The organism is Candidatus Thiodictyon syntrophicum (assembly GCF_002813775.1).
Lineage (GTDB): Bacteria > Pseudomonadota > Gammaproteobacteria > Chromatiales > Chromatiaceae > Thiodictyon > Thiodictyon syntrophicum.
On sequence record NZ_CP020370.1, the window covers coordinates 4316714 to 4330634 of the forward strand.

The 13921-nt window shown below is 65.1% G+C and carries 11 protein-coding genes; 3 read left to right on the forward strand and 8 right to left on the reverse strand.

Going from position 1 to position 13921, the window contains the following annotated elements:
• Positions 1-8: 8 nt before the first annotated feature.
• The 3 genes from THSYN_RS18125 to brxL all read left to right on the forward strand — a co-directional run bounded on the left by THSYN_RS18125 (position 9) and on the right by brxL (position 5484).
• A complete protein-coding gene (locus tag THSYN_RS18125) occupies positions 9-617 on the forward strand; it encodes a hypothetical protein (protein ID WP_216644569.1) in 609 nt (202 codons plus the stop codon).
• Positions 617-3136: a PglZ domain-containing protein gene (locus tag THSYN_RS18130; protein WP_100920367.1), complete on the forward strand. Its 2520-nt coding sequence runs from the start codon at positions 617-619 to the stop codon at positions 3134-3136. The genes THSYN_RS18125 and THSYN_RS18130 overlap by 1 nt, the downstream gene beginning before the upstream one ends.
• 374 nt (positions 3137-3510) lie before the next feature.
• A complete protein-coding gene (gene brxL, locus THSYN_RS18135) occupies positions 3511-5484 on the forward strand; it encodes a protease Lon-related BREX system protein BrxL (RefSeq protein WP_100920368.1) in 1974 nt (657 codons plus the stop codon).
• A 260-nt stretch (positions 5485-5744) separates the two neighbouring features.
• Here the strand turns inward: brxL and THSYN_RS18140 are convergent, their stop codons facing one another.
• The 8 genes from THSYN_RS18140 to THSYN_RS18175 form a co-directional block, all read right to left on the reverse strand.
• Entirely contained in the window at positions 5745-6377 is a 633-nt protein-coding gene (locus THSYN_RS18140) for a GDSL-type esterase/lipase family protein (RefSeq protein ID WP_100920369.1), read from the reverse strand.
• A 105-nt stretch (positions 6378-6482) separates the two neighbouring features.
• Positions 6483-7517 carry an HAD family hydrolase gene (locus tag THSYN_RS18145; protein ID WP_100920370.1) on the reverse strand — a complete coding sequence of 345 codons (1035 nt, stop codon included), beginning with the start codon at positions 7515-7517 and terminating at the stop codon, positions 6483-6485.
• 49 nt (positions 7518-7566) lie between these two features.
• Positions 7567-9225: an arylsulfatase gene (locus THSYN_RS18150; protein WP_100920371.1), complete on the reverse strand. Its 1659-nt coding sequence runs from the start codon at positions 9223-9225 to the stop codon at positions 7567-7569.
• 216 nt (positions 9226-9441) lie between these two features.
• The gene (locus THSYN_RS18155; protein ID WP_100920372.1) at positions 9442-10281 is read right to left on the reverse strand and encodes an alpha/beta fold hydrolase; all 840 of its coding nucleotides are present in this window, start codon (positions 10279-10281) and stop codon (positions 9442-9444) included.
• 25 nt (positions 10282-10306) lie between these two features.
• A complete protein-coding gene (locus THSYN_RS18160; protein ID WP_100920373.1) occupies positions 10307-10621 on the reverse strand; it encodes a hypothetical protein in 315 nt (104 codons plus the stop codon).
• Positions 10611-10829, reverse strand: a complete 219-nt coding sequence (locus THSYN_RS18165; RefSeq protein WP_100920374.1) for a DUF433 domain-containing protein — start codon at positions 10827-10829, stop codon at positions 10611-10613. Before THSYN_RS18165 ends, THSYN_RS18160 begins: the two co-directional genes overlap by 11 nt.
• A gap of 230 nt (positions 10830-11059) precedes the next feature.
• Positions 11060-12685 (reverse strand): linear amide C-N hydrolase, encoded by a 1626-nt coding sequence (locus THSYN_RS18170; RefSeq protein WP_100920375.1) that lies wholly within the window; start codon positions 12683-12685, stop codon positions 11060-11062.
• A gap of 145 nt (positions 12686-12830) precedes the next feature.
• Entirely contained in the window at positions 12831-13598 is a 768-nt protein-coding gene (locus THSYN_RS18175) for a hypothetical protein (protein ID WP_100920376.1), read from the reverse strand.
• Positions 13599-13921 lie beyond the last annotated feature (323 nt).

The window sequence follows — 13921 nt, forward strand, 5'->3', positions numbered from 1 at the left end:
CGGGGCAGATGCCAACCTATCCGCGCAAGTCGGGAAAGGCATTCAAGCCACGAACCCGCAAGGAAGTCCAGTCCGACGGCACCAGTATTGCCGTCCGGATCGACCGTCCGGAAGACCTGCCGCCGTCTGAGATCGAACCCTACTGGACCGCGGCGATTGATGATCTGATGCAAGCCTACGACGAAGTCTGTGCCTACTCGTGCTTTCGCATTCACCCGGTGACGGGCGCTGGCTCGGTCGATCACATGGCGCCGAAGTCGCGCGCCTGGAATCGCGTCTATGAGTGGGATAACTATCGCCTAGCCGCTGCGCGATTGAACGCGCGCAAGAACGCTTTCGGGGACGTGCTCGATCCGTTCGAGGTGCAAAACGGCTGGTTCGAGTTAGAACTCGTGGGATTCCAGGTTCTTCCGGCGCATGGGCTGACGCAGGATATTCACGAACAGGTCCAGAACACGATCGATAGGCTCGGGCTGAACGACTTCCGATCTTACCGCGAGGAGGACGCCGTGTGCTATTGGGAGGAACAGGTTTCATTTGCCCGGTTGATTAAGGAGTCGCCATTCGTCGCGCTGGAACTACGCCGTCAAGGACGGTTGCTCGCTGGAGACGTCTGATGCACGCTTTCTACGACTATCTCTGCGAGCACCTGGACGATCTGCTGCGCAAGCACTCGGTGGTCGTCTTCTACGATCCGCGCAGTGAGTTCAGGCCCTTTTTTGACCGGGAGTTGGAGCCGTTTGACGGCGATCCGCTGCCGCGGGTGACGATTGGTTCCAGTTCCGCCTTGCTCGCTCGCTACCAGGGCAGCTTCTTCGGCCTGCGTGCGGCAGTCGAGCCGATCGTGGCGGCCGACCAGCCGGAACCGCTGCTCCTGTATCTGCCGGGCATAGCCAAGGACCGCCTGGGCTCGGTGCTGATGGAACTGGAGCGGGCGGGGACCTGCTACGAGCCGCGCCTCAGGGGGCTTGCGCTGCACATGCTGCGCAGGCGGTTCACCGATGGGCAGATCGACGAGATGCTCCGGCCGGCGACCCTGACCTACGACGACATTGTCGCCTTCATGGGTCAGGGCGGACAGGTGACCTCGGTGCTGCACACCCTGTTCAGCGGTGTCCAAGGCGAGGTGCTGCTGACCCAGTGGCTGGCGTCTGACGCCAAGGATGCAGTGCTGGTCGAGAAGGAGGCGGTTCCCGAGTTGCTCAAGCTGATCAAGGTCCGCTTGGGACTGGATCTCCCGGCGGACACGACCCTCTCCCAGGCGCGGGAGAAGACCTGCCGCTATGTTCTGGTCAATGAGTTCCGTGCCGACCTCTCTTGTGCCCCGCCCCCGTCGGTCGGAATGGTACCGGGTCCATCGACCAAGGAGCACGCCGAGCGTGTTCGCGATGTGGCGGAGGGCCTGCGGCAGCGCTATCCGCACGCGTACCTGGGCCTGGCGGATACCGTGGAGCAGCAGTTGGGGCTCGCGGGGGCCGGCGTACCGGCCGCTCATCTGGGGTGCATCGACACCTTCCGGTTCGAGGAGGGGCGGCTGCTCGCCCACGCCACGCAACTGATTGCCGGGAAGGACTTCGACGCGGCCTTGGGTATCGTCACCGCGCGCGGCCGCAGCTTCTGGGTCGATCGTGATCTGCGCCGCCAGGCCCAGTGGGAGGCGTGCCGGCTGATGGCGGAGCTCGGGCTTGGGCTTGAGCGGGTCCGCGTGGCACTGGGCAAGATGGCAAATGATCCCGCCAAGTGGCTCACCGCCTATACGGCCGAAGACGGTTGGCATCGCGCCGACAGCCTGCAGCGACGGCTGGAGGCCTGGGTCGCCAGGATGGACGACGAGCCGGAAGCGGAGCAGGCCCTGGCGGTCATCCGCAAGGAGCATGAATACCTGCTGCGGACGATGGCGGATGGATTCGCCAAGGCGTTCGCCGCATCCGCCTGGACGGTGCCCGGCGCGCTTCACCAGACCCGCATCTTCCCGGAGGTAGTGCAGGCCATGGGCGGGCGCGTTGCCTATTTCCTCGTCGATGCCATGCGCTACGAGATGGGAGTGGACCTGGCGTGCCAGATCGAAGGTGCCAAAGACCTGAGGGTCCAGGCGGCCGTTGCGGCGCTGCCATCGATCACCCCCGTCGGCATGGCAGCGCTGCTGCCTGGGGCCTCGGCCAGCTTCGACCTGATCGACGCGAAGGGCAAGCTGGCGGTGCGCATCGATGGCACGGAGATGGCCGTTCTCAACGAACGGTTGAAATTCCTCAAGGCCAAGGTGCCGGATGTGGTGGAGATGACCCTGGGCAGGCTGCTCGGCAGCTCCCCGGCAAGGATCCGCAATAAGATCGGCAGCGCCTCGCTGGTCGTGATCCGCTCCCAGGAGATCGATTTCGCCGGCGAGACCGACAGCGACCTGCTCGCCCGGCAGGTGATGGACACCGTCATCGGCAACCTCGCACGGGCGGTGCGCAAACTCGCCGCCGCCGGTATCGAGCACTTCGTCATCACCGCCGACCACGGTCACCAGTTCGCCATCCGTAAGGACGATGACATGAAGACGGACAGCCCCGGGGGCGTCACCCTGGACCTGCACCGCCGCTGCTGGATCGGGCACGGGGGCAGCACACCGGCCGGGACCGTGCGGGTCGCCGGGGCTGAGTTGGGTTACCACACGGATCTCGACTATGTCTTTCCGACCGGGCTCGGGGTGTTCAAGGCGGGCGGCAGCCTGAGCTTCCACCACGGTGGATTCAGCCTGCAGGAGTTGGCGATCCCGGTCGTCAGTCTGCGCATGACAGCCGGCACGCCGGCGAAGATTCCCTGCGTGCAGGTCCGGATCGACGGCTGTCCAGCGGCGGTGACCAACCGTACCTTCGGGCTCAAGGTGGGCGATCTGCTCGCGACTGAGCAGCTCGTTCTGCGGGTCGTGCTGATGGCCGGCGCAGAAGAGGTGGGTCACATGGGGATGGCGGTCGGCGGGGAACTCGACCGCGGTAAAGGCACGCTGACACTGGCGCCGGGGACCGAGGCGAGCCTGGGCATGATGTTGACCAACGATACCTGCCAGTCCCTGCGGGTGGTGGTGCTGGATGCGCACACAGACAGCGTGCTGGCCGAGTCAGAGGATTTGCCGGTGAAGCTGGGGATTTAGGGTGCGGGGTGCAGGGTGCAGGGTGCAGGGTGCGGGGTGCAGGGTGCAGCAGAACCAGTCACCGGACCCTGACCCCTGAACCCCGAACCCTGAACCCCGAACCCCGAACCCCGAACCCCGAACCCTGAACCCTGAACCCTGAACCCTGAACCCCGAACCCTGAACCCTGAACCCTGAACCCTGAACCCCGAACCCCGAACCCTGAACCCCGAACCCTGAACCCCGAACCCCGAACCCCGAACCCCAAACCCCGAACCCCGAACCCCGAACCCCGAACCCCGAACCCCGAACCCCGAACCCCGAACCCTCATGACTGACTCCCCCCCTCCCGCAACCCCCTCGACGACAAGGTCAACCGGGTATTCGCCGGCAAGGTGGTCCGCAAGGACCTGGTCCGTAAGGTCAAGGTCGGCGCCAACGTCCCGGTCTTCGTCCTGGAGTACCTGCTCGGCAAATACTGCGCCTCGTCCGACGAGATGGCGATCCAGATGGGGCTGCAGGTCGTCAATGACACCCTGGCTGACAACTACATTCGCCCGGACGAAAGCACGAAGGCCCAGAGTAAGGTAAAGGAGAACGGTCGCCACACCTTCATCGACAAGGTCAAGGTCCGCCTGGTGGACTCCCAATACTGGGCGGAGGTCACCAACTTCGGGCACACCTATGTGCACATCCCCGACCGCTACGTGCGGGACTTCGACCGGCTCCTGACCGGCGGCATCTGGGCGCAGGTGGACATGCGCTTCGAGTACGACGAGGATACCAAGGGCAAGAATCCATTCTGGATCGACAAGCTCACGCCCATCCAGCTCGCGAGCTTCGACCTGGAGGAATTCCGTCGGCTGCGCGCCGAATTCAGCACCGATGAGTGGCTGGACCTCATCATGCGCAGCATGGGGTACGAGCCGACGGTGATGGAACGGCGGGTCAAGCTCCTGTTCCTCTGCCGGCTGATCCCGCTGTGCGAGCGCAACTACAACCTGGTGGAGCTGGGTCCGCGCGGCACCGGCAAGAGTTATGCGGTGCAGGAGCTTTCGCCCTACGCGGCCCTGCTCACCGGCCCGACGACGGTGGCGAATCTGTTCGGCCACATGAACGGCAAGCAGAAAGGGATGCTGATGATCTGGGACGTGGTCGGTTTCGACGAGGTGGCCGACCTGCAAAAGATGCCCAAGGAGGTCATCACGACGCTCAAGACCTTCTGCGAGTCCGGCCAGTTCCAGCGCGGCCAGGAGGCCATGGCGGGGTATGCCAGTATCGCCATGTTTGGCAACACCCAGCAGCCGATCGACGTGATGGTCCAGACGGGACACCTGTTCGCGCCCATGCCGGATGTGATCCGCGACGACATGGCCTTCATCGACCGGCTGCATTTCTACCTGCCGGGCTGGGAAGTGCCGAAGATGCGCAACGAGCACTTCACCGACCACTACGGGTTCGTCATCGACTACCTGGCCGAGGCCCTGCGGGAGCTGCGCAAGCACAACTTCACCGAGATCATCGACCACTATTTCTCGCTGGGCGCCCACCTGAACGCCCGTGACCGTAAAGCCGTCCGTCGCACCGTGTCTGGTCTGGTAAAGATCCTGCACCCCCATGGACAGGTTTCTCAGGAGGACCTTGCCGAGCTGTTGGAGCTGGCATTGGAAGGACGGCGCCGGGTGAAGGAGCAGCTCAAGAAAATGGGCTCCTTCGAGTACTACCAGACCTCCTTCAGCTATCTGGTCAACGACACCGGTGAGGAGACCTTTGTCGGTGTGCCTGAGCAAGGCGGTCGGGGCCTTATCTCAGCAGACCCGCTGCCGCCCGGTACCGTCTATGCCGCCGCCGTGAGCGGTGACGGGACCGTTGGTCTCTACCGCGTCGAGGTCACATTATCGTCCGGCACCGGTAAGCTCAAGCTCGCCGGTGGTGTGAGCGGGGCGATGAAAGAGTCCGTGAGCCGAGCCTTCAGTTACCTGTCCGCGAACAAGACCGCCTTCGGTGTGCCGCGGGAGCTCGATACCTCGGATTTCCATGTCGAGGTCATCGACCTGCTCGGCAACAAGGTCGAGGCCGAGATTGGCGTCGCCTTCTTCGTCGCCGCCTACTCGGCGCTTCGCAAGTCGCCGTCTCAGCCCGCGCTGCTGGTGCTGGGTGACCTGAGCATCCAGGGCAACATCAAGCCCGTGCGCTCCCTCACCGAGCCCCTCCAGGTCGCCATGGACAACGGCGGCAAGCGGGCGCTGATCCCGATCGAGAACAAGCGGCAGTTCCTGGACGTGAACCCGGACGTGCTGGAGCAGGTCGACCCGGTGTTTTTCGGCGATATGCGCCAGGCGGCGTTCAAGGCACTTGGCTTGACCTGATCGAGTGCCCCCTCCTAATCGGGAAGAGAGACGCTCGGCGAGGCAGTCAATGCAAACATTTGCGAATTCACTGTCGCAGGTCCGCGACGGTGCGGAGCCCCAACCGCTTGAGGATGTCGTGCCTCACCACCGACTCGCGCATGGTAGATCCTCAAGTGTGTTGGTGTGCCGCTCGCCTTGCCGGCGGTCTGGATGCGCTTGGAGCCGCCACCGAGCCAGGATGGCTGCGGTGTCGCACCCTGCGCCTGACAGCACGCGAATCAGTCAGTCCCCTTGGGCGTCTGGTAGAGGAAGGCATAAATCGTCGCCGCCATCTGTTGATAGCCCTCGGCATTTGGGTGGATGTTGTCGGCACACAGCTCCGGTCGGCTCAAGATCTCCGAAAATACCTTTTCGACGAGCGGCACACCGTCTTCCAGGGCCAACTCCCGATAGATCGGCGCGTCGTTCTTGGCGCCGGACAGGATCCCAAGCAGCGAGACTTGCGGCACCGCCACGAGCACCGCTTGCGCGCCGCTCTGCCTCACGGACTGGACGATGCGGCGTATATCGTCTTTGACGGCGGCTTGTGGTCGCCGTCGCAGGAAGTCGTTGCCGCCGATTTCGATGACGACCAGGGCCGGTTGGTACTGGGTCAGCACCGCTTCGATGCGATCCCTGGCGTGCTCGGCCGTATCGCCGGGGACCCCGGCATTGACGACCGTCCAGCCGCTGAGCTCGGCCAGCCGACCGGGCCAATCCTCCCCCGAAGCAGCGCCGGTGCCAAACGTGACGCTGTCGCCGAACGCAACCACGGTCGCCCTTGGCGGGATGGGCGTCGGCGTCGGCATCCGGTCGCAGGCATTCAGCAACCAGGCGCAGAGCAGGACGGCAAACAACGCTCGCAGGCGCATCAGTCGCCCTCCTTCGACACGTCCAGCGGCTCAATGAGGTCGCGGCCGCCGCCTGGAAATCGGGGACGTACCTTGGGATTCGATGCGAGGAAGCCAATAACCTGGCTACTCGAAGGAAAAGATCGTCTTCCAGTCGTCCTTCATGCTGACGACCACCCAGCCCTGCTTCTTCGCCTGGTCGTACAGCGCCTGGGGGAAGGTGCCGATCTTGGTAGCGGGCAGCCCTTGCGCCGGGCCATAGGCGTACTCCCGCCGCGCGTCGTCGTGCAGTACGATCATCGACAAACGCGCACCCTCGCCGGCCTTGGTGTATTCAAGCATCTGAGCATCGCCCCCGGAGTTGCCGAAGGCGGCCCGCGGACGCCGGCCGATCATCAAATGAATCGCCTCCGGCTTGCCGGGCCCGTCGTCGTGCAGGAGCAGCTTCGGCTCCTTGATGAGCACCGGCTCGCCATCCTTCGCATAGCCGTACTTGGTCGCCCCCGCGGACCCGACCACCTGCGCGGGCGGGATGCCGTAAGTGCCATCACTGTAGGCCCGGACGAAGTCCTGACCACCGCCGGTGACGATGTAGGTCTGGTAGCCGCTGCTACGCAGAAACCGCAACACCTCCTGCATGGGCAGATAGGTCAGCTCGGTGTAGGGGCGTTTCCACCGCGGGTCGCGGGCCGCGCTGATCCAACGCTTCACGTCGGCATTGAACGCCTCGACCGACATGCCGGTCAGGGTCGCTGCCGCAATCTTCGCCAGGTCCTTCTCATCGAGCGTCGCGATGGCCGCCCGGTCGCCCGCCAGGAACCTCATCACGGTCTTGAACGGCTCCTCCTGGGCAAGCGCCGGGTTCGCCTCGACGAGTGCCGGAACCCGCTCCAGAGAGTACATCATCTGGGTGTAGACTGGATGCGAGACCCACAGGGTGCCGTCCTGGTCGAAGGTGGCGATACGCTCCGACGGCGGCACGAAGGTCGGGCTCGCCGGGTCGGTGGTCGCCTGCACGAAGGAAAGGATGGCCTGCTTGGCCGGCCCCTCGTTCCAGGAAGGCAATGGATCGGCCTGGGCGCGCACGCCGGTGCCGAGGGTAAAGAGCACCCCCAGGGCGAGGATGCGGGCAGCCGTTAAGAGACGACGAATGAGCGTCATGATGGCCTCTTGCTCCTAATCGATGAGACTGCGGTTTGTGAACCGCCCCTTAACCGCCGCCGAGCCCCGTCGGCACCTTGCCCTGCAGGTCCTTCAGCAGCGGCGCCGGGTTCTGCGGATGCTGCAGGTCGGGAACGATGTCGTTCGAGGCGCCGCCCGGGAACCGCTCGATGCTCGGGTACTTCATGATCGACTGATTGAAGTCCATGATCACCGGAAACACGAGCGCCCCGACCCAGCCGTTGTCCTGCCCCGCGTAACGCCCCGGCGAGGAGGTCATCACGCGCGTCGCGGCCGCGCCGTTGAAGATCATGTCGTACTTCTCGTAGGGGTCCATCGTGAGGTTATAGAGGCCGCCGATGGCGCCCAGGTTCGCCTCCACCCCGAGCCAGGAGTCCTTGGCCGTGAAGAGATACTTCCAGGCGATGTTCACCCAGGGTTCCTTGGGGTCCCCGCCGATGTCGGCCCGCACGCCCTGGAAGGTCTCCCCGTCGATATAGACCCAAGAGGTACGCGCCGAGTGCGGCGCCTTGCCCAGCACATAGGCGCTGTTGTCGATGCTGTCGAAGTAGATCCCCTTGCCGTCGTTGCCGACCCAGTCGTGGGGCGGGGGGGTGAGCCCGACCATGCCCGCCAGGGTCGCCCAGGCATCGATGTGTGACATCATCCCGCTATATTGGACGCCGGCCTGGACGTGTCCCGGCCACCACAGGAGGCCCGGCACGCGCCAACCGCCCTCGAAGGCCGTCCCCTTGGAACCGCGGAACGGCGTGGTCCCGGCATCCGGATAGGCATCCTGCCAGGCGCCGTTGTCGGCGGTGACGATAACGATGGTGTCGGGCGCGTGGGTGCGGATGGCATCCATGATCCGCCCGATGTCGGCGTCGAGCTCCATGAGCGAATCGGAGTAGTTGCCCAGGTGCGAGCGACCCCGGAAGGCCGGCGCGGGGTTGGTCGGGTTGTGCATCTTGATGAAGTTCACGTTCATGAAGAAGGGCTTGCCGTCCTTGGCGTGCTTCTCGATGTAGGCCACGGCCGAATCGGTCTGGCGGATATCGAAGGTCGCGAGCGCCGCGTAGTCGATCGTGCCCACCTTGGTGGCGGGCTGCCCCGCGACCCCTTCCCACTCACCCAGATTCACGCTCCCGTCATAGGCTTTCGCGAAGTCCGGATTGAACGAGGGAAACCAGGGGTGGAACCAACTCGAGGTATCGTTGTAGGCGTAGACGCCGGCATAGTAGGCGGCGAAGTGCTTCATCTCGTCGAAGCCGTGCTCGATCGGATAGGACTCCGGGATGTCACCCATATGCCACTTGCCGGAGAAATAGGTCGAGTAGCCGTTCTTCCGGAAGAACTCGGCAATCGTCGGGGTCTCCTTGCGCAGATAGTTCCGGTCCCCCGGGGCGACCACGATGGAGAGGGCCGAGCGGATGGGAATACGCCCGGTCATGAACGACGCGCGGCCGGCGGTGCAACTCGCCTGTCCGTACCAATTCGTAAAGACCGCCCCCTCCTTGGCGATCCGATCGACGCTCGGTGTCGGGTGACCCAGGGCGGCGCCCCCGCCCGAGTAGGCGCCGAAGTCTGACCAACCGGTATCGTCGGTCATGAGCATGACGATGTTCGGCCTCTGGCCGGCGGCCAGCGCCGGGGCGCTCGCCAGCACAAGGATGATCGCAGCGATTTGCAGAGAAAAGGGTCGGGGCATGGCAGGTCCCTCGGGTCGGAAACAGTTTGAACCAGTCTCACGGGCTTGGAAGGCCCCGGAAGGGTCCTCGATCCAAGCGGGGGCGCATCAGTATTCGACCATCTTCGCGCTTCGTCAAGACCGGCCGGGCCTCGTCGGCGGTCAGGAAGGCGTCACGCCGACCATCTTGAAGGCGCGTTGCGCGCCGCCGACCTGATTGCCGCTGGCCGCGCCCTGCTACCCCAGGAACTCCTCCAGCACCGCGAACTGCTCGGGCGTATTGAGCGCCGGGGCATGGCCGCAGCCGGGGATGGTGACCAGGCGCGCCTTGGGGCCGCGCCCCGTCATTTCCTCGGCGACGTGCGGCTCGACCAGGTCCGAGACCTCGCCGCGCAGGGCCAGGACCGGACAGGTGATGGCATCGAAGATGGCCCACATATCGAAGTCCGCGGCCTGCTCGGCGAACACCCGCATCACCGCCGGGTCATAGTGCGAGGAGATGCGCCCGTTTTCACGCCGCCGCATCGAGGTCTCGGCCAGCAGGCGCCATTCGTCGTCGCTCAGGCGGCCGAAAGGGGCATAGACGGCGCGCAAAAAGGTCTCGAATTCGATCATTGTGGCGAATTCGGGGACCAGGGTGACATAGGCCAGGATGCGGTCGATGGCCACCTGATTGAGCCGCGGGGCAATGTCATTGAGCACCAGCCGCTCGATGCGCGGCGCGGTTTCCGGGGTGCCGGCCAGGGCCATGCCGATCAGACCGCCCATGGAGGTACCGACCCAGCGGCACGCGGCGATGCCCAGCCGGTCCAGCAGCTCGAGCGCATGCCCGCAATAGGCCGGGATGGTGTAATCCTCGGCCGGCGCCGCCGACCAGCTCGACAGGCCCCGGCCGATGGTGTCGGGGCACAGCACATGGAAGCGGTCGGCGAAGCGGCGCGCCAGCGTATCGAAGTCCCGACCGGTGCGGGCCACCCCGTGCCACAGCACCAGGGCGGGGGCGGCGGGGTCGCCCCAGGCGGTCAGATGGACCTCGTGGCCGACGATGGGGAGATAGGACGAGCGCGGGGAAGTCATCGGTATCGATCTCCTAAGTTGTTACTCATGTCCCAACCTTCGCGTAACGGCACGGTGCCAGGTTAGCCAACGTTTTCTCCAGTTCAGGAACCAATGGCAGCAGATGCGAAAGCTCGTTGGATCGCGCGTCGAGCACCGCCACCGAAACCGGCAGCGTTTTGAGATTCTGCTGAGAGGCAAGGTTCTTGTCAGCGGTCAGGAAGACGTCGAACTGCTGGGCGGCGAGCCCCAACAGCTTCCCGTTCTTAACTCCTCCCCAGCCCATTTCGACTACAGTCCAGACCTCGTGGTCAGGAAGATAGCGCCGCAGGCGGCGGGGCAGCGACTCGTCAAGCAGCAACCGCGTCGGCGAACAGTCGGGCGCGTGCCGACTCCAGAACCGCTATGGCCGTTTCCCGACTGACGGACGGGAAATCCTCCAAAAAATCTTCCAGAGAAGACCGACCTTCAAGGTAGTCAAAGAGGTTCTGCACGGGGACTCGAGTACCTGTGAAACACAGGGCTCCGCTCATAATCTCAGGATCACGGTTGATCAAGGCTGGCTTCATTGAAACCTCCAACGCTTGCGCAAAATCAGGATCAGGCTCTCCATGGCGGCCCCCCCGTCGTCGCCGGGAGCGGATGGCAAGCCGCGCCGGGGCAGGCGATGGACGCCCCGGGCGCGCCGGCCACGCTGCCCGAGGGCCAGCACGACGCCCGACGGACCGATCCTATCGAACGCGCCCGGCCGGGCGGCAGAGCGACACCAGACAGCGCCGACTGACGCGTCCCCCGCGCTTCACCAGAAGGCTCCGACCGCGGAGGGGTCCAGGTACCCCGGTTCCTCCTCGATCACATAGACTTCCTGGACATTGCCTCCGAGCAGCATGTCCGCCGGGGAGGTGCCGTAGCCGGCGTAGACCCGCCAGCCCGTGCGCTTCTTGTCACGGTAGTCGAAGTTGACGAAGACGCCATCGAAGGTCCGGTTCGCTAGGGCCCCGCTGGCGGCCGGGAGCAGCGAGCCGCGCGGGACCTGCTTCCAACCGTACTTGGCGCCGGTCCAGTTCCAATAGCGCTTCTCCAAATCCACGGCATAGATGTAATAGTTGCCGCTCTTTCCCAGATCGGCGGCAGCGACCGAGACCGTGACCGAGATGTTGGCAGGCCAGGGAAGGGGACGGTGCGGGTAGATGACCCGCGGTGCCGTGAGCTTGGCCGAGACATCGACCCCCTGGGTATAGCGGGAGGACTTGGCGGGCAGGACATCGGCCGGGATCGAGGGGCCGACCACGCCGCCGGCGATCCCGGTGAAGTCGACCTTGGCGAACTCGATCCGCTGCAGGGTCTGATAATGGAGCCCCTTGAAATAGATCACTCTGTTTGTGTGGTCGCGCACCAGGGTGACGCCGGTCTCCTGGTACACGCCGAACATGGGCACACCCGGCATCAGCGGATCGTTGTCGACGCCGTGGCCCAAGTCCACGTTGTTGATCGCGTGCAGGGCTTGGGGGACGGCCCCGACCTGGTTGTACAGGTCGACCTCGCCACCATCGACGACCTCACCCAGGAACTGACGGATCTTGGCCAGGCGAACGAAACGGCTGGGTGAGTCGAATCCCCCGGGGGTACCGGCCATGGCCCCGTCGCCGGCACCCTCGGCGGAATCCTTGTTGCGGATACCCGAATAGAGGGCGAGATTCGTGAGCTGGTCGGGATAGACGGGGTCGTTGGCGAGGACGCCGACAGAGTCCACCTGCGACCCAATATGGAGATGCATGGTGGGCTTGCCGCTGCCGGCCGTGGGATACCATTCGGCGATCAGCGAGTGACCGAAGCGATCGTGCACCACCAGGTGCATGGGCAACTTGAAGAGGGGCACCCAACCGCTGGTGACATTGGTCCCGACAATCCAAGCCTTGTTCGCATCGAGCGCATCCGCCACATCCTCCACCTTCGCGAATTGCCCCAGGACCCAGGCCACCAGGTCCAGATAGTGCAGATCGTCCGCCTGAGCGGCCCGATTGTCCCCCGTGCGGTCGACGAACTGCCCGACCTCCAGCCAGAGCAAGGCGGCCGAGAGGCCCTCCTCGTTCATCCCGTCATTGTAGACGCGCTGGTGAATGGCGAAGGTCCCTTCCTGCACCCGGAAATCCATGCCGATGAACCCGTACTGGTTGGTCCACTGACGGCCCGGGACTCCGGAGAAGTCGAAGGAGCGCCAGGTGACGCCCCGGGTGACCCGGGACAGTTGGCTCTGCCAGTAGTCCATGCCCGGAAAATCCATGGTCCGGGCCGAGACGACCTGTTTGTTCAGGGTCTTGGCAGGGTCCAGGATGATATCGGAACAGGCGTTGGCCGGCAGGGCGGCCACCGCGAGGCCGGCGCCGAACAACGGCGCTGCGAGCAGTGATACAAGGCGTTGCATGTGCGTGTGTCTCCGTTCGTTGGCGGACAGATGCCGTCGCCGCTTGCGCAGGCCGCTCGGCCGAGGGTCACTCGCCGCACGCGGCCCGCGGCGGGCCGGACCGGCTGCCCGCGGGACCGGTCCCGGGTCGATCGTCTTAGGGGGATCAGAGGCCGCGACGGCGCAGCCGCGCCCGCGACGGTACCCCCGCCAATCCGGACACCAGGCCGGCCGCGATGAGCGCCCAGACCGGGGGCTCAGGCGCCTCGGCGATACCCCAGGTGTCCAAGCCGCTGGTAAGGGTATCCCCCTCGTGTGCGGCCAGGGTGATGCTGAAGACGCCGGACGCTGTCAACTCCCGCGTGCCGATGTCCGGGTCCGCGTAGGCGCTGAGGCTGATGGATTGCGCACCGCCGGTGCCCGGATCGACGACTCCCAGCAGGTCATCGATGACCCAGTTCACATCGACCCGCGCCTGGATGCCGAGCGGATCTGCAGCCGCCGTGAGTACGGCTTGGATTGCGTAGGAGAAACTGAAGGTCACCTGATCGTTGGTATCGTTGGTCAGGAAGATCAACCCGTTGGTCAGCATCCGCGCATCGGCATAGCCGTCCCCGGCCCAGCCGTCGACCGAGTGCCCCTGGCTTAGCGGTTGGCTGAATGGCATCTCGATGGGCTCCGGGGCAGGATCGGGGTTGAGCACCGATTCCGCACTGACGGTCGCGCCGCGGCCAAAGCTGAAGGCGCGCACATCGCCGACGGCCGTCGCGTACAAGACGCTGACCCCGGTCGGCAGCGTCTGCCCGCCGCCAACGCCGGTGAGGGTCAGATTCGTCAATGCGGTGCCGCCGAACTGGGCGAAGGCGTGGACCGGGCCCGGGAGCAGGGCGGCGAGCAGGAGGCCGGCGAGCGCGGTGGAAACGGATCTGTGCATCTCTGGTGGCCTCCGAACCTGGCGTAGGTCTCGGCTTGGTGAATTTAGAGTCAATCTAAGCAGGGCGGCGCGCGGTCTGTTGTGACGAGACGCAATGAATGCGTCGACAACCGCGATGCGACCGACGCGGCCGCGCGGAACGCGCACCGCGGCGCATATCGTTTCAGGCAGCCGTGCCCCTGGCCCGAGCCGGATTGTGACACAAAGATGGGGCGCAATCCTTGACGCGGATTAAAAAAACGGCGGCGCGGGCGCCCGGCTTCGCAGGCGATCCTGGGACTGGGAACGAGAAGGCCGGCGCGCCATCCGACCGCCGGACCGAC